Raw genomic sequence first — 22699 nt, forward strand, 5'->3', positions numbered from 1 at the left:
ATTGGATTTGTGGGCGAAGTGCCCACCATTCGAATATCCGATGCGCCACAAGCAGGCAACTTCGTTTCCTGTTGGTGATGGAGGCTTGCCGCAGTTGGGAGGCGTCCTTATCACCTGTGAGGACTTTGCTACCGGCCGTAAACGCAAAGCGCCCGCTTCGGGGAAGCGGATAGGGCGATGATGCCTTGCTGTCAGAACTTGACGTTCAGATCGGCCCGCACGCCGTGGTCGCTGGCCTTGGAGCCGACCTGGCCGTGATAGGAGATGCCAAGCGTCGCCTGCGGTGCGATGGCGAAGTCGAGCCCGGCTTCGATCACGGCGGCATCCCTTGCGATCGGCGCACCGGCGATCGTAAAGGCGCTGCTGCCGGTGAAGGCCTGGCTGATCTGAGGCGTGACATCGCCATAGGCATGGCGCCAGCCGATTGTGCCGCGCGCTGTTGCCTTGACGGATGCGATGTCGAAAGCGGTCGCGGCGCGAAGTCCAAGCGTAGTGAAGGTGTTGTCGTTGGAACCGCTGCGGGCGGTCAGCGCCGATGCGCCACCTTGCTCGGCAAAGCCATTGCTGTGGACGTTGACATAGGCGAGGTTGGCGAAGGGCTCGAAGGCGACAGAGCCGGCCTTTAGACTGTAGCCGAGTTCCCCGAACACCTGCGTGGTGCCGGCGCGGTAGGAACCGGTCAGGCTGTCGCTGAAGCCGGGGAATGCGACCTGGCGATTGCTGTCGATCTCGCTCCACGTGTAGGCAAGGCCGGAGCGCAGCGCGAGTGCACTCCATCGCGTACCGCCATAGATACCGAGATGGTAGTTGTTGCTCGAAGCCGATGACCTGCGATCATCGACCTTGAATGAGGAATGGCTGTAGCCGGTAAGGAAGCCGAAGCGGACGTCATCGGTGACAAGGCCGTCGACGCCGGCGACGAAGCCGCCGGTCGAACGCGACAGTTTCGCGGCGTTGCCGTCGCCACCGAAATGTCCCCAGGAGCCGAACACCGAACCCCAGGCACCATAATAGTGCTCGGAAGCAACCGAAGCCGTCGTGATCGCCTTGGCATCGTCGCCGTATCCCATCAGCGGCAGCGGCTCTGCACCGACCGTCTCGAAGGCCGAACGCAGGCGGTCGTTGGCGGCCTCGCGCACGAAGCGGCTGTCCTCGAGCAAGCCGGTCACCGTCGAGGCGTTGACTTCACCCGACAGGCCATCGAAGGCAGCGCGGGCTTCGTCGGCGGAAAGCACCAGCAGCGTGTTGTAGAGCGCCAGCGGCGCACCGCTCTGCTGCAGCGTGTCGAGCGCACCCGCCGTCTGCCTTTGATTGTAGGTGTTGGCGACCGTTCCGAACACCGGCTTTCCGCGGCCTGGCTCCTCCGGTTTTCCAGGCTCTTCCGGCGTCGTGCCTTTGATGCCGATTTTCAGGTCGACGGCATTCTCACTCTGGATAAGACTGGCATCGAGGAAAGCCGAACGGGTCAGTACCGCCGGATCGAAACCGCCGGTCACGCCGCCGGTCGCCGTCAGGATCGTATAGGTCTGGCCGGCCTTGTAACTGGTTTGCGCGTCCAGTGCGGTCACCGCGACCGTGCCGCCATGGAGTGCCGCTTTACCGGTCGCTGCAATACGGTCGCCGTTGCCGTTGCCGGCGATCTCGACATCGTAGGTCGAGCCGGCGGCGAAGGAGACATCGCCCGCCACATTCAGTGTGCCGATCGAATTGCCCGGTGCCACCACGCCGCCATTGGCGACACTCAGGCCACCGATTGTACCGTTGCCTTGCAAACGGCCGCCTTTCAGCACCTCGGCCGTGCCGCCGAGCCTGCCGTCGACGGACAGCATGCCCTGCCTGACCGAAGCACCGCCGGTGAAGCCCGAACTGTCGCCGGTCAGCTTCAGCGTGCCGAGATCAGTCTTGATCAACTGGGAATTGCCCCGCAGCGTCGCGCTGATGGTCGCAGTGTAGCCGGTGCCTTCGCTGGTGCCGTCGCCGACGCGGATGACGGTGCCGGATGAACCGGCCAGCGTCAGCGCGTCGCCCGCGATGACATAGCCGTTGTCGGCGAACTGCATGCCGCCGACTGTCACCGCTGCTGCGCCGGAATTGTCCACCGTCACGGTGCCGGCTGCGCCCTGGAAGACGGCGAAATTGCCGTCGGCCCATGCAGCGTTGACGGTGCCGTCCTGTGTCGTCCAGTTGTTGTTGCCGACTGCGTTGCGCCAGATGCCAGTCCCGCCCGCGACCCGACCATTGTTGCCGGGGTTGGACGGTGGATTGATCGGATCCCAGAAATTGAGTTTGAGCCCGGTGGTGTTGACCAGATTGACCTGCCTGTCGACCGCGGTCTGCACGAACACCGTTCCCGCCGGCGTGCCGGCGGGCAGGCTGGCGATGTCCAACCCGTTGTCGGTCAGCGTGCCGCCATAGCCTGCGATACGATAGATACCGGCATCGAAGGCGCCGCCCGGCGCCAGGGTCACGTTCAGCTTGCCGTCGAGTGTCAGGTTGCCGCCGACCTTGACGAGGTCGTTCAGCGCACCGCCGACGACATTGGCCTGGCCGAAACCGTAAGCGAGCCTGCTGGCCTCGCTGAGGAGCAAGTTGCCGTTGACGGTCAGCGTGCCGGGGGGGCCACCGGCGTTGCCGGGCGCCAGCGTGGCGAGGTCGAGGATGGTCACATCGCCACCGATGATGCCGCTGCCGCCGAGCGTGGCATTGGGGAAGACGAGGGTCGCGCCGGTTGCCGCCGTCTGGTCGCCGTTGACAATCAGTGTGCTGCCCACCGCGGTCCCGCCCTTGTAGCTGTTGGCGCCGGTCAAAATGGTGGTGCCGCCGGCGGTCTGCAACACGCTGCCAGTGCCCGAGATGATACCAGCGAAGGTGACCACGTCGGAACGATTGAAAGTGAGGCCGGAATTGTTGACGACATTGCCGATGATGGAGCCGGACGTGCTGCCATTGCCGATCAGCAATGTTCCCTGGTTGATCGTCGTGTCGCCGCTGTAGCTGTTTGTACCGGTCAGCGTCAGTATGCCGGCGCCTGACTTGCTCAGGCCGCCGGTGCCGTTAAGTGCCTGCGAAACCGTGAAATTGTTGCCGGCATCGAGGATGTCGAAGCCGCCGCCATTGGCACCCAGGATGATGGCGCGCGCGGTCGATGAAAAGCTGTTTCCGCTCACCTGCAGCACGCCACCGTTGAGGGTCAGGTCTCCGGCGGTCGCGCCCAGGCTGGCGTCGGACGCGACGGAAAGCACGCCCTGGCGGAGCTTCCACGGCGTGACGGTGCCGATGGTGCCGGTCAGTGTCCAGGTGCCGATGCCGGTCTTCTCGAAGTGCCCGAACCCGTCATACTTTCCGCCGGCATCGATTTCGGAAACATCGAAGGTGCCGCTGACAATGCCGCCAAGCCGGAAGGTGTCAGCCGCGCTGAAGGCCCTCACATTACCGGCGATGTTCGAACCGACCTGGATCTCCAGCGCGTTGACGCCGCCGGTGAATTGGATGGCTTGGCCATTGGTGCCTGCGGCACCGCCGCTGTTGCCCGGCCCTCCGGTTCCGCCGGCGATCGTGCCGGCATTGACGACGGTGATGTTCGCGCCCTTGATGCCCGCGCCGCCATTACCCGGTCGTATCGGAGGATTGGCCAAAGGCAGATTGCGACCCGCGCCGCCATTGCCGCCGGTTATCGTGCCGCCGTCATTGATGACCGTTCCGCCCGAAAGCAGCAGGACGCCAGCGCCGCCGTCGCCGCCGCCACCTTGCAGTGTACTTCTCCCGCCGTTGCCGCCAAGCACGATGCCGCTGTTGCGGACGGTGTCGCCACCGGTCAAAACAATGGCCGCGGCGCCGCCGCCGCCGCCGCCGAGAACCCCTCTGTTGTTTCCGCCCGAGCCGCCCGTTATCTGGGCGCCGCCATCGACCGTGACGTTTGCCGACGAAAAGATGCCGACCCCGCCACCGCCGCCGCCGGCAGGCGCCGACGATGGGACGCCACCATTGCCGCCTTTCACCGAACCGGTCTCTGTCACAACAAGATCCGCAGTGGCGCTGACGCCAACGCCGCCGCCGCCGCCGCCGCCCGCCCTGACGCCTGGCCCTTCGGCTGGACCGGGTGCGCCATTGCCACCTACTTCAGCCGTGGAAATAGCGGTCACCGACGAAATCGTTCGTCCGGTGCTGCCGGTGGCACCGGGAGGGCCATTCGGACTGCCGCTGGATGTGGCCGATGCTCCCGATCCTCCGCCCGCCCCATTGCCGGTAGTGAGGTCGACGCCGCCGCCTCCGCCCGCCCCCGCCGTTTTATCGGCGCCATTCTTTCCGCGCGCGTCGACGGGGGAGCCGTCGACGCCGCCCGCCCCTGCATTCGGATTGCCCCCGGAGCCCCCGTCGGCGAAGGCAGGTACGCTGCATAGGCCGACGACCAGCAATGCCGCGATCGACACACCAGCGTAAGGCGCATTCCGTTTCGAATACCGAACGGTCGACATAGGTTGGAGCCCCTCTTGCCGCGGGGCTGCCACCCCGAAACGCCTTTGTTAGTCAGATAAATAAAGTTGAGAGAATCAACCGTCGATCCCAACTTACCTTACGGCAGGAGGAGTAAAAGCAACCTCTAATGAACGCAATCGCCTAAAGGCGCGTTGGCGTCTGGACCAGCAAAAGGGTTTATAAACCCTATCCTTGCTGGTTCAAAACTACCGGTATCGACCTGCTGTATCGCCTTTACCGCCGCGCGGCGACCCGCTTAGGCTGGTCGAAATCGAACGGGAACAAGGCCGTGATCGCCTGTTCGATGGCCGCTTCGGTTTCCGGCCGTGCCGGCGTCAAGGGTAGGCGCACTTCCGGGCTCAGCCCAAGCAGGCGGTGCAGGGCGTATTTCACCGGCACTGGGTTGGTTTCGCGCTCCAGCGCGGCAAGCAATGGCTCCAGCCGGTGCCGGATCGTCCGTGCCGAAAGGAGGTCACCATTGCGGCAGGCGCGATGCATCTCGGCGCACAATCCGGGCGCCACATTGGCGACCACCGAAATCGTGCCGCCGCCGCAGATCGTGTTGAAGGCAAGCGCCGTGGCGTCGTGCCCAGAGAACTGCAGGAAATCCGCGCCGGCGAGCTTGGCGGTGCGCTCCGGTCGGTCGAGATCGCCGGTGGCATCCTTGATGCCGATGATCGCCGGAAACGCAGCCAGCCTGCGCACCGTATCCGGCAACAGGTCGACGCCGGTGCGCGACGGCACGTTGTAGAGGATGAGCGGGATGGTCGTCGCCTGCGCGATCGCTGCGAAATGGCGATAGAGACCCTCCTGGCTCGGCTTGTTGTAATAAGGCGTCACGACAAGGGCAGCGTCGGCGCCACAGGCAGCGGCGGCAAGCGTTGCGGTAATCGTCTCTTCGGTGTTGTTCGAGCCGGTGCCGGCGATGACCGGAACCTGGCCGGCGACAGCGGCGACGCAGCGGCGCGTCACGGAGAGGCGCTCGTCATGCGTCAGCGTCGGCGCCTCACCGGTGGTGCCGCAGACGACGAGGCCGTCTATGCCCTGGTCGAGTTGCCAGCGGATCAGGAAATCGAAGGCGGCCATATCGACCGCGCCCTTGCGGAACGGGGTCGGCAGCGCCGCGATGGCGCCCTTGAAGCGGGTTTTGTCGATGTGCATGGGATGTCTCTCTTTTCCGGGAGCCGGACCGGCCTGTCGCGCGCCTTGGAATTGGGGGCATGGCGCAGCGTCGCCGGCCGGTCCGAAAGGTTGGAGCAATTCCAGCAAAAGTGCGTAGTGATTTTGCGTCCGGAATTGCGTCAAAACAAAAACTTGGAGCGTTTCCGCGTTTCCGAAAAAACGGAAACGCTCCAGGTCAATTGAAGAGCGAAAGCCGCGCGCTGTCCGGGGCCAGGCTGACGCAGCCGGCTCTATGATCGCTTTCGGTCTGGGCGAAATGAATGGCCGACGCTCTGTCGGCGAAGACGCCGCCGGTGAGGCCCAATTCATCGCGGGCGATCCAGCGCCCGTCGCCATCGCGTCCGACCAGGAAACGGTGCCTGGCAGAAGGAGGCTCCGAAATCAGGGAGTTACGCATAACCGTTCACCCGACGAACTGATGGAAGCAGGCAATAGCGGTGAAGAAGATCGCCACCACCAGGAAAAGCCGCACGAACATCAGCGGCTCATCCGGCCGGGACTGCAGACTGCGCGCGGCTACATGGGGGATGCGACCGTCGTCATCAGGGATGTAATAGCTGTACATGTCTCGTTCCTTTCGCACTGCGCCTTGGAGCGCGTGCAGCCGGGAAGTTAGGAGTCCCGGCATAAGGGTTCGAGAGAGAAGGCAGCCGCAAAAAATAAGGATTTCATAAGGCGGCTGGAATGGCTGCCGAGCGCTTCCTCGGCAGGTCTCGACCGCTTCGCGGTCTTCAGCGGACAAGCCTCAATGGTCTTTTCCGTTAGTTATTTCTTACGAATTGGCGACGATTGCCATCAAATTGTCGTTGAGCCGCTTGGCTGCCTTGCGGAAATCGGCGAGCCGCGGCGCCATAGCTGCTTCGAGCGCTGTTGCGGCGCCGGCACCCATGACCCGCTCCAGGCTCTCCTTGTATTCCGGAATCGCCGCCCAGTCGGCCACCGTCGTTTCCATGGCCTCGAGATGGTACTGGAAACCGTAGGCGTGCCGGCCCCATCGGATCGCCTGCGTCGCGCAGGCGGCATTGCTGGCCAAGATGTCGGCGCCTTCCGGCAGGCGGGAGATTTCCGCGCCGTGCCATTGCAGGCAGTCTACCGTAGGCCCCAGCCCGGCAAAGATCGGATCGTTGCGACCGGCTGCCGTCAGGTCGACCGATGCAAGTCCGACTTCCGGCCTGCCCATCAGCCCGACCGTGCCGCCGAGTGCGGCACCCAGCAGTTGGTGGCCGAGGCAGATGCCGAGATAGGGTCGACCGAGCTCGCTGACCCAGCGGCGGATCGCCGCCTTCTCGGGCACCAGCCAGGGATGCGCCTCTTCCTGCCATACATCCATCGGCCCGCCGAAAACGGCAAGCAGGTCGAAACCGTCGAAGGCGGGGATCGGTTCGCCAACGTCCAGCTCGACGGGCACCCATTCATGCCCCTGTTCGGCCCACAGGTCGCGGAAAATGCCGGGATGTTCGACGTCGACATGCTGGAAGACGAGAATGCGCACGGGCCGCTCCCCAAGATCACCCAAGGTGGGATTATTTCATAGACGGGCGGCGTTGGTTCCCCAATGATCCAGATTCAAGGTTCAGCCAGCGCCATGACGGTTTGTTGACAAGGTCCGGCCCTATCCGGCAAGAGCCCTCTGATCCATCGGAACCTGCTCATGACCAATGTCGCCCTGACCGGACTTGCCCGTGATCTCGCCCGGCGCGCCGACGAGGGCAGGCCGGTGCGCATCGGTGTCATCGGTTCCGGCGAAATGGGCACCGACCTCGTCACCCAGGGCATGCTGATGCCGGGCATCGAGGTCTGTGCCATTTCCACCCGACGCCCGCGTACGGCGCGCGAGGCGATCCGTATCGCCTATGGCGACGAGGCGATGGCGCGCGAGGCCGAGAACCAGGCACAGGTCACTGCGGCGATCGAGGCCGGCAGGATCGCCATCACCTCCAACGACATGCTGGTCACCAACCCGCTGGTCGATGTGGTGATCGACGCCACCGGCAAACCCGGCGTCGCCGCCGACTTCTGCCTGTCGGCGATGGAGCACGGCAAACATCTGGTGATGATGAATGTCGAGGCCGACGTCACCATCGGCTGCCTGCTGAAGAAGGAGGCTGACCGGCTCGGCGTCGTCTATTCGCTCGGCGCCGGCGACGAACCATCGTCCTGCATGGAGCTGATCGAATTTGTCTCCGCGCTCGGCTGCACCGTCGTCGCGGCCGGCAAGGGCAAGAACAATCCGCTCAATCATGATGCCGTGCCGGACGACTACCGTGCCGAGGCCGAACGCCGCAACATGAACCCGCGCATGCTGGTCGAGTTCGTCGACGGCTCCAAGACCATGGTCGAGATGTGCGCCATCGCCAATGCCACCGGCCTGGTGCCGGACAGGCCGGGCATGCATGGCCCCGCCGCCAACCGCGACGAACTGGCCAAGGTGCTGATCCCGCGCGCCGACGGCGGCGTGCTGTCGAAGAAGGGCGTGGTCGACTACACCATCGGCAAGGGAGTGGCTCCCGGCGTCTTCGTCATCGTCGAGGCCACGCATCCTCGCGTCATCGAACGTCTCGACGACCTCCATGTCGGCAAGGGTCCGTATTACGGCCTGTTCCGGCCCTACCACCTGACGTCGCTGGAAGTGCCGCTGACGGCGGCCCGCATCATGCTTTACGGCAAGCCCGACATGGTGCCGCTGCCGCGTCCCGTCGCCGAAGTCTGTGCGGTGGCCAAGCGCGACCTCGCCGCCGGCGAGACCTTCGATGCCATCGGCGAGACCTGCTACCGCTCCTGGACGATGACGGTCGGGGAAGCGCGCGCGCAGCATGCCTTGCCGGTCGGTCTGCTTGAGGGAGGCAAGGTGCTTAAGGCGGTGAAGAAGGGTGAACTGATAACCGCCGACAATGCGACACCGGACACCTCGACGCGGCTTTACGCGTTACGCCGGCAGCAGGACGAGATGCTCTACGGCGCGGGCTGAGCACCGCTCATGGCCGGTTAAGCTGTTCGCCCGGCCCGCACAGTTGTTCGGCTCCAGGAACATCCGCCACATCCGCGCGGTGCGGGTTCCATGCCAAGGCACGCGCAATCCCGTCGATTGCGCCCAGATCGTCCGCTCTGACACTGCGCTCCAGCAACACGAGCCGCGACCAGGAAACGGCGGACATGGTCATCACCACGTCCAGCCACAGGCGGCCGTCATCGGCCCGCGCCAGAATCCACTGCCAGTCTGAGAGCGCCAGGACGCATCCCGATCTTTCCATGCCGCCGGCACGGATCGTAACCCGATCGCCGATCTTCAGCGGCTCGCTTCCTGTCATGGCCATCCTTCCCGAAGGAGCGATGCATCATAGCGCATCGATCGCGATGCGCATCGCGATCGATCCGGCACAGTCGGGGTGAGCTTACTTCCCGAGTTCCACCGAGCGCGCCCGTGCCGCTTCGACGGCTTCGGCGACAAGGCTCTTCAAGCGGCCATCGCCCATCAGCACGCCGAGCGCCGCTGCCGTGGTGCCGTTCGGGCTGGTCACCTGCTGGCGCAACAGGCCGGGTTCCTCACCGCTTTCGGCTGCCAGCGTGGCGGCGCCATAAACTGTCTGCATGGCAAGCAGCTTCGCCGTCTCGGCCGGCAGGCCGGCCTGCTCGCCGGCGGCGGTCAGGCACTCGATGAAGTGGAATATGTAGGCCGGGCCCGAGCCTGAAACCGCCGTCACGGCATCCATCAGCGCTTCATCATCGATCGTCGCAACGGCGCCGCTTGAGGAGAGCAGGTCGGCCACGACGTCCTTCGCTGCCTCGGAGACCAGGCTGTTGGAAAACACCACCATCATGCCCTTGCCGATCGCTGCCGGCGTGTTCGGCATGCAGCGCACGATCGGTGTGCGTTCGCCGAGAATGCCGGCGAAGGTGGCGACCGGCGTACCGGCGGCGACGCTGACGAAAGTCGTCTCGCCATTGCCGAAGGTCTCGTAGTCGGCGGTGACCTCACGGATCACTTGCGGCTTGACGGCCAGCACGACAAGGTCGGGCTTTGTGCCCGCCGGAATGCCCGCTGCGTCCGCCACTGCCGGGCAGCCCAGCGCTTCCGCGCGGGCGCGCAAGGTATCGGCGGGCTCCACGACCAGAACTTCGGTAGCCTTCAGCTTGCCGGATTTCACCCAGCCGGCGAGCATGGCGTAACCCATATTGCCGCAACCGGCGAGAACAAGCTTGATGATCATGAAAAGCCTCCCGAAAGCCTCTCCATAAACGGTCGGGTGGTGTGGGGGAAGGGTGGATGGCGGGCAGTGCCACAGCTTCGGATCTTTCGTGTCACCGCCGTAACAGCGATCCGGCTGAACAGGGTTTCGAGTTTACGGCATGCAACGGCGTTTTGACGGGATTGCATTGGCGGTTTTTCGTGAGAATGTCGCGCACCGATATGGCACGGACTGATTTGACCTTGGGTGATGGCATGGCTGATGTGATCGACGGAAAGAAAGTGGCCGAGGATGTGGTCGGCAAGGTCAAGGCGTTGACAGCGGCGTTAACCGGTACCAAGCCCGGCCTCGCGGTGGTGATTGTCGGCGAAGATCCAGCCAGCCACGTCTATGTTGCCTCAAAGTCAAAAATGGCGAAGGAGTGCGGTTTCAAGTCGGTGCAACATTCGCTGCCGGAAAACACGACGCAGGAAGAGCTGCTGGCGCTGGTGGCCGAACTCAATGCCGATCCCACTCTTCACGGTATTCTCGTGCAATTGCCGCTGCCTAAGCATCTGAAATCCGAGCCGATCTTGCAGTCGATTCTTCCTGAAAAGGACGTCGACGGGTTGCATGTCGTCAATGCCGGCAAGCTTGCCACAGGCGATCTGGAAACCGGCCTGATTTCCTGCACGCCGGCCGGTTCGATGGTTCTGGTCGAGCGGGTGCGGGGGAAGGACCTCTCCGGTCTCAATGCCGTCGTCATCGGTCGGTCCAATCTTTTCGGTAAGCCGATGGGCCAGTTGCTGCTGGCGGCCAACGCCACCGTAACCATGGCGCATTCGCGCACGGGCGATTTGCCGGCAATCTGCCGCACCGCCGACATTCTCGTGGCCGCCGTCGGCCGCCCGGAAATGGTCAAGGGCGACTGGGTCAAGCCGGGTGCCACCGTCATCGACGTCGGCATCAATCGCATTCCCGCGCCTGAGAAGGGCGAGGGCAAGACACGCCTGGTCGGCGATGTCGCCTATGCCGAGGCTGCGGCGGTTGCCGGCGCCATCACACCGGTCCCTGGCGGCGTCGGACCGATGACCATAGCCATGCTGATGGCCAACACAGTGATTTCCGCCTATCTTGCCGTCGGACTCGACCGACCATCCTTTTGATCGCCGCCATTTGAGAGCTCAGCTTTGCCGACGCCTCCTGTTCCCATAGAACGGCCCATCGTGACGGACGCCGTTCAAGGCGGCAGGCGCTTCGCCTTCCTGTTGGTCGACAAGTTTCCGATGTTTTCCGTGGCCGCCGCGATCGACGTGGTGCGCTCGGCCAACCGCCTGCTCGGCCGTGATTTCTATTCCTGGACCACCGTTTCGCCGGACGGCGATGCGGTCACGGCTTCCAACGATCTGCCGCTGAAGGTCGACTATGCCGTGGCCGACGTGCCGCCGGTCGATATCCTGTTCGTCTGCGCCGCGCTCAACCTGGAATTCCCCGGCAAGTCGAAGGTGCTGGGCGCGCTGCGTGCCTGGGGGCGACGCGGCGGCGTGCTGGGCGCGCTGTCGGTCGGCTCCTACGTGCTGGCCGAGGCCGGCCAGCTCGAAGGGCATCGTTGCACCATCCATTGGGAGAACCGAGCCGGCTTCATGGAGCGTTTCCCGGACATCGAATGCACCGGAAACGTCTTCGAGATCGACCGCAAGCGTTACACCAGCGCCGGCGGCACCACCTCGATCGACCTGATGCTGGAGATCGTGCGCACCGATTTCGGTGCCAACCTGGCCAATGCCGTTGCCAACCAGTTCCAGCACGAGCGCATCCGATCGGCCGGCGATCGCCAGCGTGTCGGGCCGGAGCGCGACCTGACCGGCAAGTCGGAGAAGCTGCGCAAGATCGTCGAGCTGATGGCCGACCATCTCGACGAACCCTTGTCGGCAGTGCAGCTCGCCAAGTCGGCGGGGCTTTCGGTGCGCCAGGTGGAGCGGCTGTTCCTCCGGCACCTGACGGTCACGCCGGGGCGCTACTACATGCGGCTGCGGCTGGAGCGCGCCCGCGAACTGCTGCGCCAGACCAACATGCCGATTCTCGACGTGGCGATCGCCACCGGGTTCACCTCGCATTCCTATTTCGCGCAAAGCTACCGCCTGCAGTTCAGCCGCCCGCCGAGCGAAGAGCGGCGCACGACTTACTAGGAGCGGCCCGGCTCACATGCGTCGGCCAGGATAATTCCAAGCCCGATTCCCATCCGTCCTCCAACCCGCTATCTTCGCCGCTTCGTCGGATCGAGCCAGTCTCGCAAGGGGGATATCATGTCGATTTTTGCAAGATGGATCGTGACCGTCGCGACGGCGCTGCTTTTTGCGGCGCCCGCGCTGGCAGCAGACCGCACCATCATCGTTCTCGATGCCTCCGGCTCGATGTGGGGACAGATCGATGGCAAGCCGAAGCTCGAGATCGCTCGCCAGTCGCTGCGCACCGTGCTGCAATCGCTGCCTGCCGACAGGGAACTCGGCCTGATGGCCTATGGCCATCGCCAGAAAGGCAGCTGCGAGGATATCGAATTGGTGGTCCCGCCGGCTGCGGGCACGGCTGGCGCCATCACGGCTGCCGCCGATTCCATGAAGTTCCTCGGTAAGACACCGTTGACCGCTGCCGTCCGCCAGGCTGCCGAGGCACTGAAATACACCGAGGAAAAAGCGACCGTCATCCTGATCACCGACGGGCTTGAAACCTGTAATGCCGACCCCTGCGCGCTCGGCAAGGAACTCAAGGCGGCAGGTGTCGACTTCACCGCCCACGTCGTCGGTTTCGGCCTGACGGCGGACGAGGGCAGGCAGGTGGCATGCCTGGCTGAGAACACCGGCGGCAAATACATCCAGGCGACCGATGCCGCCGGCCTCGAAGAGGCGCTCAAAAAGACCGTTGTCGAGAAACCGGCGCCGGAGCCCAAACCAGCACCGGCGCCTGAACCAGCCAAGGTCGAGTTCAATCTGGTTCCGACACTGACCCTGGCCGAAGGCGATGCCGACATCACCACCGACATCGGCCAGTCCTGGGTGCTCTACAAGGCGGATGCCGATGGCAGCCGCGGCGACTATGTCTCGACCGAATACGGCGCCTGGAAAGGCAACGCCCAGCCCGGCAAATATGTGCTCGTCGCCAAGGTCGGTCATGTCGAGCGCGATCAGACGGTCACGATCGAGGCCGATAAGGTTGCCGCGCCACGTTATGTGCTGGATGCCGGCACGCTGATCGTGCGGGCTCATGCCAGCGAAGGTTCGGAGATCGCCGACGGCGCCGCCATCCAGGTCAGATATCCCGGCGACGGCACGACCACCTATTATGGCCAGATGAAAGCCGTCTTCCCGGCAGGCGAGCAGGAAATTACCGTGAAGGTCGGCGAAGGCACTGCCACCGAGAAGGTCACCCTCAAGGCCGGCGAGACGGTCGAGAAGGACATCGCCGTCGGCGTCGGCAAGGCCGTGACCAATGCCTTCTATGTCGAGGGCAAGAAGGTGGATTCCGGCGGCCTCGTCGTGCGTGTCTTCAGGGCAGAGAAGAACCTCGACGGCCAGCGCGAGGATATCTCGACGTCCTATGGACCGGACCAGAAGTTCGACCTGCCGCCCGGCAACTATGTCGTGGTGGCCAAGATGGACGAGGCGAGCGCCGAAACCCCCTTCACGGTGAAGGTCGGCGAAAAGACCGACGTCAACGTCGTGCTCAACGCTGGCGTACTGTCTGCCGATGCGAAGGGTGCCAAGGAAATCGAGGTCTACGGCGCCAAGAAGGACATCGAAGGCAAGCGTCAGCCTTTCGGCAACAATTATGGCGAGACACACCAGTCGACGCTGCCTGCCGGCGACTACGTCGTGGTGGCGATCCGCGGCGACGACAACGTCAAGACGGAAGCCCCGGTGACGGTGAAAGCCGGCGAGCGGGCCGAGGTGACGGTGCCGTAAGTATTCGGGCCTAACCCTTTCTCCCCTTGTGGGAGAAGGTGCCAGAGCGGAGCGAAGGCGGATGAGGGGTGCTGGACAGAGTGCTGCCCAGATGAGGCTAGACTCAGCTTTTGCCGTTTCACGTGCTTCCAGCACCTTGATCCGTCTCGGCGCTGGCGCGCCGATCCTCCTTCTCCCACAAGGGGGAGAAGGAAAGCAGTTCACCCGAACGCGCTGGCGCCGTGGTCGGCACGGCCGGCCATCTGGCGGAATCCTGCGAACAGTTCGCGGCCGAGCCCGAATTCGTGTTCGGACAAGTCGGCCGAGGCCGATGGCCGCACCGCGAATTCATTTGCTGGAACCAGGACTTCCAGCGTACCGGCGTCGCCGTCGAGCCTGACGATGTCGCCGTCATGCACGCGGGCGATCGGGCCGTCTTCCAGGGCTTCGGGGGTGACATGGATCGCCGCCGGTACCTTGCCGGAAGCACCCGACATGCGCCCGTCCGTCACCAGCGCCACGCGCTGGCCGCGATCCTGCAGGATGCCGAGCACCGTGGTCAGCTTGTGCAGTTCCGGCATGCCATTGGCCTTGGGGCCCTGGAAGCGGATTACGGCGACGAAATCGCCGGTCAGCTCGCCGGCCTTGAAGGCGTCGTTCAGTCCCTGCTGGCTGTGGAACACCTTCGCTGGCGCTTCGATCACGCGCCGCTCCGGCTTCACGGCCGAGGTCTTGATGATGGCATGGCCGAGATTGCCGGCGAGCACCTTGAGGCCGCCGGTTGCCTGGAACGCCTGTTTGACCGGCACCAGCACCTTTTCGTCGCCGCTCACCGCGGGTGCCGCCTCGCGCACGACGGCGCCGTCGGCGCCGAGCTTCGCTTCGACCGCATAGGGGCGCAGGCCTTCGCCCCACACCGTCTGCACGTCCTCATGCAGCAGGCCGGCGTCGAGAAGTTCGCGGATCATGAAGCCGAGGCCACCAGCGGCGTGGAAATGGTTCACGTCGGAAAGGCCGTTCGGATAGACCCGCGCCAGCAGCGGCACCGCTTCGGACAGATCCGAAATGTCCTGCCAGGTCAGCTTGATGCCGGCCGCTGCCGCCATCGCGATCAGGTGGATGGTGTGGTTGGTCGAGCCGCCGGTGGCATGCAGGCCGACGATGCCGTTGACGAAGGAGCGCTCGTCGATCATGCGGCCAACCGGCGTGTAGGCATTGCCCATCGCCGTCAGGCTCAGCGCCCGCTTGGTGGCTTCGCGGGTCAGCGCATCGCGCAGCGGCGTGCCCGGATTGACGAAAGAAGCGCCCGGCGTGTGCAGGCCCATGATCTCCATCAGCATCTGGTTGGAATTGGCGGTACCGTAGAAGGTGCAGGTGCCGGGGCCGTGATAGGACTTGGACTCCGCCTCCAGCAGTTCGGCGCGGCCGCATTTGCCTTCGGCATAAAGCTGGCGCACGCGCGCCTTCTCGTCATTGGGGATGCCGGACGTCATCGGTCCTGCCGGAATGAACACGGCAGGCAGATGGCCGAAGGTGAGGGCTGCGATCACCAGGCCCGGCACGATCTTGTCGCAGACGCCGAGATAGACGGCGGCGTCGAACATGTTGTGCGAAAGCCCGATCGCTGCGGCCATGGCGATCACGTCGCGTGAGAACAGCGACAGTTCCATGCCCGGCTGGCCCTGGGTCACGCCATCGCACATCGCCGGCACGCCGCCGGCGACTTGCGCGATGCCGCCGGCTTCCGTTGCTGCCTGCTTGATGAGCTGCGGATAGTTTTCGAACGGCTGATGTGCCGACAGCATGTCGTTGTAGGAGGTGATGATGCCGAGGTTCGGCACGCGGTCAGCGCCGAGCGCGATCTTCTCCGAAGGGCTGCAGACGGCAAAGCCGTGGGCAAGGTTGCCGCAGGACAGCACGCCGCGGTTGGCGGCGCGTCCCGATGCTTCGCCGATGCGGCCGAGATAGGTCTCGCGGCTGGCGCGGGAGCGCTCGCGGATGCGGCTGGTGATGGCTTCGATATCGGATCTAGCCTGCATTTCTCACACTCCATGCGGCCTGCGTTGCGCTTTGGGCGAGGCGGATACTGCGCCGGGCGGCGAAAAGCGTATAGAGACATACGGTTGAGCCGCCCGGCGCAGTAGGCGTCCGCCGAAAGGCAACCCGAAGGGCCGGTTGAAGAAACCGACAGGATGCGTCACCGCGCTTGCGCGATGCCCCGCATCGCGTCTGCACGCGGTTCCTGCCCTGTCGGCTTCTTGAACCGGCGCAGGCCGCATCGAGTGTGAGAAATGCAGGCTCGCTGTCATGGCTATCGTCCTTTCGCGAAGGCCTCAGACGGTCCGGCCTTCGCTATTCACAATCAGGGGGCCCAGAAGATTTCGACCGGGCTTGTCGCCGCGTCGATGACGCGGCGTATCGGCAGCGTCGATTCCGGCGCCAGCGCCTTTTCGAGTGTCGCCAGCTTTTCCGCACCTTCGATGTGCAGGGCAAGGAAGCGCGCCCGGCGGATCAGCGAAAGCGTCAGCGTCAGCCGCGGTTCGCCGGCGCTGTCGGCATGGACGGCGGCAATCTCGTCGCGCGACGCCGGGTCGAGCAGGTGCTCCAGCTCCTTTGCGTCCGGGAAGAACGAGGCGGTGTGGCCGTCATTGCCCATGCCGAGGATGGCGACATCCGGAGGGTTGAAGAAGGTGGTCAGGAAATGCTCGGCCTCCTTCAGATCCGCATCCAGCTCGCCGCTGCGATAAAGCGGCAGGAAACGGGCGTCGGCGGCCTTGTTCTGCATCAGCTTGGTCTTGACCAGGCCGGCATTGGAGCGCGGCGAGGTATCGGGCACGTAGCGTTCGTCGATCAGCGTCAGGTTGACGCTGTCCCAGGCGATGTCGGTGTTCGACAGCACCTCGAAGAAGCGCGCCGGCGTCGAGCCGCCGGAAACGGCGAGGCTTGCCGCCTGTGTCGCCTTGATTTCGGCCGACAGCCTGCCGGTGACGCTTTCGGCAAGAGCGGCGGCCAGGCTTTCCCGGTCGGCGAAGTCGTTGCGGCGATAGTTTGCTGCCATCTCAATTGCTCTCGTGCCAGGTGCGGCCATCGCGCTCGATCAGTGCAATCGAGGCGGATGGGCCCCAGGTTCCGGCCGTGTAGCCCTGCGCGTCCTGGCGGGAGTTTTCCCAGGCGTTCTGGATCGGGTCGATCCACTTCCAGGCCGCCTCGACCTCGTCGCGGCGCATGAACAGCGTCTGGTTGCCGCGGATCACATCCATGATCAGCCGTTCATAGGCATCCGGCGCGCGGCCCTGGAACTGCTGCGCGAAGCTCATGTCGAGCGAGATCTGGCGCAGGCGCATGCCGCCCGGGCCTGGATCCTTGATCATGATGTACTGCTTGACGCCTTCGTTCGGCTGCAGGCGGATGACCAACTGGTTGGCGAAGATCGGCCCGGCGCTGTCGCCATTGAAGATCGAATGCGGGATCGGCTTGAATTCGATGACGATCTCGGAAACGCGCGAGGCGAGCCGCTTGCCGGTGCGCAGGTAGAACGGCACGCCGGCCCAGCGCCAGTTGGCGATCTCGGCTTTGATGGCGACGAAGGTCTCGGTGTTGCTCTCGGCGCCGAGTTCCTCGACATAGCCCTTCACCGGCCCGCCGGCGGATGCGCCGGCGCGGTACTGGCCGCGCACCGTCTGTTTCGGCGCTTCGGTGCCGTTGATGCGCTTCAGTGCGCGCAGCACTTTCAGCTTCTCGTCGCGCACGGCGTCCGCGTCCATCGAGGACGGCACTTCCATGGCGACAAGGCAAAGCAGCTGCAGCATGTGATTCTGCACCATGTCGCGCAGCGCGCCTGCCTTGTCGTAATAGGTGACGCGGTCTTCCAGGCCGACGGTTTCGGCAACCGTGATCTGCACGTGGTCGATATGGGCCGAGTTCCACAACGGCTCGTAGAGCGCGTTGGCGAAGCGCAGCGCCATCAGGTTCTGCACCGTCTCCTTGCCGAGATAGTGGTCGATGCGGAAGATCTGGCTTTCGTCGAAATCGTCGCCGACCAGGTCGTTCAGCGCCTTGGCCGAGGCGAGGTCGCGCCCGATCGGCTTTTCCACCACGATGCGCGAAGTTGGCGTGATCAGCTTGTGCTGCTTGAGCTGGTCCGAGATCAGGCCGAACAGCGACGGCGAGACCGCCATGTAGAAGGCGCGGATTGCCTTGGAATCGCCGATCGCCTGCTTCAGCTCGTCGAAGCCGGTACCGCTGGTGGCATCGGCCGGGACATAGGAGAGGCGTGCCAGGAAGATATCCAGCTCCTTGGCGTCGACATCGGCCGCCGCGACATGGCTTTCGATCGCCTTCTTGGCAAAGGCCCGGAACTCGTCGTCGTTCATCTTGGTTCGCGATGTGCCGATGATCCGGGTCGGCTCGGAGAACTGGTGGTCGCGCTGGCGATAATACAGCGCCGGCAGCAGCTTGCGTTCCGACAAATCGCCGGTGCCGCCGAAAATGATGAAGTCGAACGGGTCGACGGGAATGATCTGGCTGGTCATGCTTCGTCCGATCTCGCGCTACCTTCGCCCGTCACCCGGCTGGGTCGGGCCGTTGGTCATGATGCGCTAACAACACTGCCGCCATGCGACGGATGTCCATATAATCTAATCGATTTAATTTGACTAGCGTTATGGTGTCACAGCATCGTGTCGGAGACTGGTCCAGCACGGGTACTGTTCATTGCGCAATAGTGCCGTCACTATCACGCCCTGCCGAGATAGGGCGCATTTGCCGGAAGGCCACGGGAGACTTTGCAATGGACGGACATCTTTCGAGCTCGGTTGCGGAAGGCCGCAGCTTTCGCCAGATCATCGGCGGCAAGGCGGTCGATGCCGTTTCCGGCCTGCGCATCGACGTCGCCGCTCCCTCGGACGGCCAGCTGTTCGCCTCGATCCCGGCTTCCGGGCAGGCCGATGTCGACCTGGCGGTTGCCAGCGCGCGCAGCGCCTTCGAGGACGGTCCCTGGGCAAAGATGCCGGCGGTCGAGCGTGGCCGTTGCCTGACCAGGCTGTTCCAGCTCGTCGAAAAGCATGGTGCGGAACTCGCGGCACTGGAATCGCGCGACACCGGCAAGCCGGCGCGGCAGGGCAAGGCCGATGTCGCCGCCACCATGCGCTATTATGAATTCTACGGCGGCGCTGCCGACAAGATCCATGGCGACACCATTCCCTTCCTGGACGGCTACACCGCGCTGACATTGCGCGAGCCGCATGGTGTCGTCGCCGGCATCATTCCGTGGAACTATCCCTTGCAGATCCTGGCGCGCGTCGCCGGTGCGGCTCTCGCCATGGGCAACACGCTGGTGGTGAAGCCGGCCGAAGATGCCTCGCTCACTACCATCCGCATGGCGGAACTGGCGCTGGAAGCGGGAATCCCGGCGGGCGTTTTCAACGTCATCACCGGCTATGGCCGCGAAGCGGGCGCGCTTCTGTCCGGCCACGCCGATGTCGACTACGTCACCTTCACCGGCTCGCCCGTCACCGGCACCGCGATCCAGCAGGCAGCGGCGGTGCACAACCGTGGCGTCACAATGGAGCTCGGCGGCAAGTCGCCGCAACTGGTTTTTGCCGATGCCGACCTGGAAAAGGCCGTGCCGGTGCTGGTCAACGCCATCATCCAGAACGGCGGGCAGACCTGTTCGGCCGGCAGCCGCGTGCTGGTCGAGCGGCCGGTCTATGAGGAGGTCGCCAAGGCGCTTGCCGAACGCTTCTCGAAGCTGGTTGCCGGCCCGCACGATGCCGATCTCGATCTCGGCGCACTGATCAACCCGCGCCAGCAGGCGCGTGTTGCCGGCATGGTCGCTGACGCCGAGAAGGCCGGCATTCCGGTGCTGGCGCGTGGTTCTGTCGCCAAGGATGCACCGGCCAGCGGCTACTATTTCGCGCCGGTTCTGTTCGGTTCGGTCGACCCTGCTTCCACCATCGCGCAGGAAGAGGTGTTCGGCCCGGTGCTGACCTTGTTCGCCTTCGACGGCGAGGAAGAGGCGGTGAAGCTGGCCAACGGTACCGAGTTCGGACTCGTCGCCGGCATCTGGACCAGGGATGGCGCGCGCCAGCACCGGCTGGCCAAGCGCGTGCGCTCGGGCCAGGTCTTCGTCAACGGTTACGGTGCCGGCGGCGGCATCGAACTGCCTTTCGGCGGCTTCAAGCGTTCCGGCCACGGCCGCGAGAAGGGGTTCGAGGCGCTGTACGACATGTCGGCGACAAAGACGGTCGTGTTCAATCACGGCTAGAGCATGATCCCAAAAAGTGGGGACCGGTTTTCGGAAAAGATCATGCTCCAACAAAGAGATAGAGCGGGATGCCGTTCAACGTAATCGCATTCCGCTCTAAAGCGTTTAGCGCCTGGCGCTGCGGGGGGCAGCCAGCTCCCGCTGACGGGAATTTCTGCACAAGGACAAAAGATGCGTTTGAAGGATAAGGTTGCGATCATCACCGGCGCTGCTTCCGGCTTTGGCGAAGGCATGGCCAGGCGCTTTGCCGAGGAAGGGGCCAAGGTGGTGGTGGCCGACCTGAACGGCAAGGGCGCCGAGCGCGTCGCCGCCGAGATCGGTTCCGCGGCGATCGCCGTCGCCAGCGACGTCTCCAGCCGCTCGGAAGTCGACGAGATGGTCTATGCCGCCAAGAACACCTTCGGCCGCGTCGACATCATGGTGAACAATGCCGGCTACACCCATCGCAACGGTGACATGCTGGCGGTAGACGAGGCCACTTTCGACCTGATCACCGCCGTCAACATGAAGGCGATCTATCACGCCACCGTCGCGGTGGTGCCGATCATGGAGCGGCAGGGTGGCGGCGTCATCCTGACCACCGCCTCGACCGCCGGGCTTCGCCCGCGTCCAGGGTTGACTTGGTACAATGCCTCCAAAGGGTGGGCGATCACCGCCACCAAATCGATGGCGGTGGAACTGGCGCCCAAGAACATCCGCGTCAACTGTCTCTGCCCAGTTGCGGGCGAAACCGGGATGCTTGCCCAGTTCATGGGCGAGGATACGCCCGAACTGCGCGCGAAATTCCGTGCTTCCATTCCGCTTGGACGCCTGTCGACGCCGCTCGACATCGCCAATGCCGCATTGTGGCTGGCTTCGGATGAAGCCGAGTTCATCACCGGCGTGGCGCTGGAAGTGGATGGAGGGCGGTGTATTTGAGTTCGCTGCGATTCTCCTTCTCTCCCAAGGGGAGAAGGGAAGGAGCGCTTAGCCGCGGTTCAGGAAACCCTGATAGATCCAGCCACGCTTGTTCTGGTAGACGATCTCGCACCATCTGTGCTTGCCGCACGAGATCACGTCGACGCTGGCCTTGGCCGGTACCGTGGCGATGACGCCAGCGCCTTTCTTCGGGCCTGAACGCATCGTCACCGAGCGCAGGATCGTGCCGTTGCCGCTTGCCGCGGCGGGTTCCGCGTCCTGTTGCGGTTCTTCCGCCGCAGGAATGCCGGCGGTCGCTTCCGACTTTGTCTTCTCAGGCTTTGCCTGCGGCAACGGCGCTGCCTTGGCCAGCACAGCTTCGGCGGGTGAGCTTTTTTCCGGCTCGGCAAAGGCCTGTTCGGTGGTCTCGTCGTCTTCGTCGTCCGCGTCGTCCTGGCCGGGTTTGGCGACGACGACGGATTTGGCGGCTTCTTGGATCGCGGCAGCTGTCTGCGGCTTGGATGTGTTGGAAAGCGTGGCGCTTGCCGCTGCCGTCTGCACGGCCGTCGGCTTGACTTGTGCACCCTTGGCCGTGGTGGCAGCCGGTGCCGGATTGGCGAGCTTCTGTTCCACAACCTGGGCTTCAGCGCTCTGCTCGGAGGCCGCGGCCTCGGAAGCAACCGGATGTTTGGCGAAAGCCTGCCGTTCACCCGAAGGCAGCGCCAGCCAAAGTGCGGTACCGGCGACGCTGAGCAGCGCCATGGTGCCGACTGCCGCGATCACCAGATGGGAATGCGCTCCGACTTTCTGCCAGAAGGACGGCTTTGTGTTGTAGCCGAACTGCATCGAAATGCGATGCCGTTTGGACGCCCCGAAACCGAGCGGCCGTTTCAAAACAGCCTCCGCTGGCTGTTTGGGGCTTGATGGCCTGTAGTGTCGACAGTCCCGCGGTCAGCGAAACAGAACTGAACCAATTTGAGCATCTGAGGTTCTGGTTACCCCTGAACACGGCCGACGTTCTTCGATCAAGGGCAGCGCCGTGATCAGCGTCGGTCCCGAAATCCCTCCAGGCGTTGCTCCGATTTCGCAATACCCAGCCTGGATCATCTGGCAGACGATTGTGGCATCTATGCGCCTTTCAAGCTTAAACGACAACCATTCCCCTCAAACTTATATGCATATTTTGTCGAGAACGCCCGTTCAGACGTCTTCCGCGCAATATGAGTAAGTAAATGCTTACTATCTGGAATGCTCCTCGCGAATCGGTCTGAGGGCGGAAATCGCGCTGGCGGCGGCCACCGATCGTCCGGAACTTCCTGCAATGTCCATGTAATCTAGCCGGGGTAGCAGCCGGACAGGGACGCCAAACGGGATTCATCATGCCTTTGAACACCATCCGTGCTGCATGCACCGCGGCTGCGCTCGTCGCGACTACCTTTCTGGTCGGCTGCGCTTCCGACATCATGAAGAATTATGTCGGCCGGCCGATTGAGGAAGCCATCATCGACTACGGTCCGCCATCCACGGTGCTCGAACTGGGGCGTGACGAGCGCGCCTATCAATGGCGAAAGGTTTCGACCAATGTCGTGGCCGGTTCCACGAGCGGCGAGATCAAGGATACGAGACGCGGCACACGTTACGAAGAGACAGTGACGCCGGGTTATGTCGAGGAACAGGAATGTTTCTATACATTTTACGCGCGCCGCTGGGGCAAGGGCTGGTATGTGACCAGTTTCCGCAAGCCGAAGCTGGAATGTGAGTGAGTTTCCGAATTG

General features: G+C 64.0%; 18 protein-coding genes. 7 read left to right on the top strand and 11 right to left on the bottom strand.

Going from position 1 to position 22699, the window contains the following annotated elements; translation table 11 throughout:
• Positions 1-191: 191 nt before the first annotated feature.
• From AC3WTO_RS25695 to AC3WTO_RS25715, 5 genes are all read right to left on the bottom strand, one after another.
• The gene (locus AC3WTO_RS25695) at positions 192-4475 is read right to left on the bottom strand and encodes an autotransporter domain-containing protein (protein WP_492463779.1); all 4284 of its coding nucleotides are present in this window, start codon (positions 4473-4475) and stop codon (positions 192-194) included.
• Positions 4476-4710: 235 nt separating this feature from the next.
• Positions 4711-5637: a 4-hydroxy-tetrahydrodipicolinate synthase gene (gene dapA / locus AC3WTO_RS25700; RefSeq protein ID WP_492463780.1), complete on the bottom strand. Its 927-nt coding sequence runs from the start codon at positions 5635-5637 to the stop codon at positions 4711-4713.
• Positions 5638-5833: 196 nt separating this feature from the next.
• Entirely contained in the window at positions 5834-6055 is a 222-nt protein-coding gene (locus AC3WTO_RS25705) for a hypothetical protein (RefSeq protein WP_492463781.1), read from the bottom strand.
• Positions 6056-6061: 6 nt separating this feature from the next.
• The gene (locus AC3WTO_RS25710) at positions 6062-6223 is read right to left on the bottom strand and encodes a hypothetical protein (RefSeq protein ID WP_492463782.1); all 162 of its coding nucleotides are present in this window, start codon (positions 6221-6223) and stop codon (positions 6062-6064) included.
• A 207-nt stretch (positions 6224-6430) separates the two neighbouring features.
• Positions 6431-7150, bottom strand: coding sequence for a type 1 glutamine amidotransferase (locus AC3WTO_RS25715; RefSeq protein ID WP_492463783.1), 720 nt, complete (start codon positions 7148-7150; stop codon positions 6431-6433).
• 159 nt (positions 7151-7309) lie between these two features.
• On the opposite strand from AC3WTO_RS25715, the gene AC3WTO_RS25720 reads away from it, so the two are divergent.
• The gene (locus AC3WTO_RS25720) at positions 7310-8626 is read left to right on the top strand and encodes an NAD(P)H-dependent oxidoreductase (protein WP_492463784.1); all 1317 of its coding nucleotides are present in this window, start codon (positions 7310-7312) and stop codon (positions 8624-8626) included.
• Positions 8627-8633: 7 nt separating this feature from the next.
• On the opposite strand, the gene AC3WTO_RS25725 is transcribed toward AC3WTO_RS25720, so the two are convergent.
• A complete protein-coding gene (locus tag AC3WTO_RS25725) occupies positions 8634-8966 on the bottom strand; it encodes a hypothetical protein (protein ID WP_492463785.1) in 333 nt (110 codons plus the stop codon).
• 84 nt (positions 8967-9050) lie between these two features.
• Positions 9051-9866: a pyrroline-5-carboxylate reductase gene (gene proC / locus AC3WTO_RS25730; RefSeq protein WP_492463786.1), complete on the bottom strand. Its 816-nt coding sequence runs from the start codon at positions 9864-9866 to the stop codon at positions 9051-9053.
• A 233-nt stretch (positions 9867-10099) separates the two neighbouring features.
• Here proC and folD point away from each other — a divergent pair, with 233 nt between their 5' ends.
• The 3 genes from folD to AC3WTO_RS25745 all read left to right on the top strand — a co-directional run bounded on the left by folD (position 10100) and on the right by AC3WTO_RS25745 (position 13783).
• Positions 10100-10990 (top strand): bifunctional methylenetetrahydrofolate dehydrogenase/methenyltetrahydrofolate cyclohydrolase FolD, encoded by an 891-nt coding sequence (folD, locus tag AC3WTO_RS25735; RefSeq protein WP_492463787.1) that lies wholly within the window; start codon positions 10100-10102, stop codon positions 10988-10990.
• A gap of 24 nt (positions 10991-11014) precedes the next feature.
• Positions 11015-12013 carry a GlxA family transcriptional regulator gene (locus AC3WTO_RS25740; protein WP_492463788.1) on the top strand — a complete coding sequence of 333 codons (999 nt, stop codon included), beginning with the start codon at positions 11015-11017 and terminating at the stop codon, positions 12011-12013.
• Positions 12014-12130: 117 nt separating this feature from the next.
• Positions 12131-13783, top strand: a complete 1653-nt coding sequence (locus tag AC3WTO_RS25745; protein ID WP_492463789.1) for a vWA domain-containing protein — start codon at positions 12131-12133, stop codon at positions 13781-13783.
• Positions 13784-13983: 200 nt separating this feature from the next.
• Here AC3WTO_RS25745 and edd read toward each other — a convergent pair whose 3' ends face one another.
• From edd to zwf, 3 genes are all read right to left on the bottom strand, one after another.
• The gene (edd, locus tag AC3WTO_RS25750; RefSeq protein ID WP_492463790.1) at positions 13984-15801 is read right to left on the bottom strand and encodes a phosphogluconate dehydratase; all 1818 of its coding nucleotides are present in this window, start codon (positions 15799-15801) and stop codon (positions 13984-13986) included.
• 323 nt (positions 15802-16124) lie between these two features.
• On the bottom strand, positions 16125-16820 hold the full coding sequence (gene pgl / locus AC3WTO_RS25755) for a 6-phosphogluconolactonase (protein WP_492463791.1): 696 nt from the start codon (positions 16818-16820) through the stop codon (positions 16125-16127).
• A gap of 1 nt (position 16821) precedes the next feature.
• Complete coding sequence (gene zwf / locus AC3WTO_RS25760; RefSeq protein ID WP_492463792.1) at positions 16822-18294, bottom strand: glucose-6-phosphate dehydrogenase; 1473 nt, start codon at positions 18292-18294, stop codon at positions 16822-16824.
• A 257-nt stretch (positions 18295-18551) separates the two neighbouring features.
• On the opposite strand from zwf, the gene AC3WTO_RS25765 reads away from it, so the two are divergent.
• Positions 18552-20027 carry an aldehyde dehydrogenase family protein gene (locus AC3WTO_RS25765; protein WP_492463793.1) on the top strand — a complete coding sequence of 492 codons (1476 nt, stop codon included), beginning with the start codon at positions 18552-18554 and terminating at the stop codon, positions 20025-20027.
• A gap of 171 nt (positions 20028-20198) precedes the next feature.
• The gene (locus AC3WTO_RS25770) at positions 20199-20945 is read left to right on the top strand and encodes an SDR family oxidoreductase (RefSeq protein WP_492463794.1); all 747 of its coding nucleotides are present in this window, start codon (positions 20199-20201) and stop codon (positions 20943-20945) included.
• Between the two features lie 48 nt (positions 20946-20993).
• On the opposite strand, the gene AC3WTO_RS25775 is transcribed toward AC3WTO_RS25770, so the two are convergent.
• Positions 20994-21818 carry an SH3 domain-containing protein gene (locus AC3WTO_RS25775; protein WP_492463795.1) on the bottom strand — a complete coding sequence of 275 codons (825 nt, stop codon included), beginning with the start codon at positions 21816-21818 and terminating at the stop codon, positions 20994-20996.
• A gap of 485 nt (positions 21819-22303) precedes the next feature.
• Here AC3WTO_RS25775 and AC3WTO_RS25780 point away from each other — a divergent pair, with 485 nt between their 5' ends.
• Positions 22304-22687: a hypothetical protein gene (locus AC3WTO_RS25780; RefSeq protein ID WP_492463796.1), complete on the top strand. Its 384-nt coding sequence runs from the start codon at positions 22304-22306 to the stop codon at positions 22685-22687.
• Positions 22688-22699 lie beyond the last annotated feature (12 nt).

It is taken from the genome of Mesorhizobium sp. EU05-FHT14A09 (assembly GCF_058790995.1).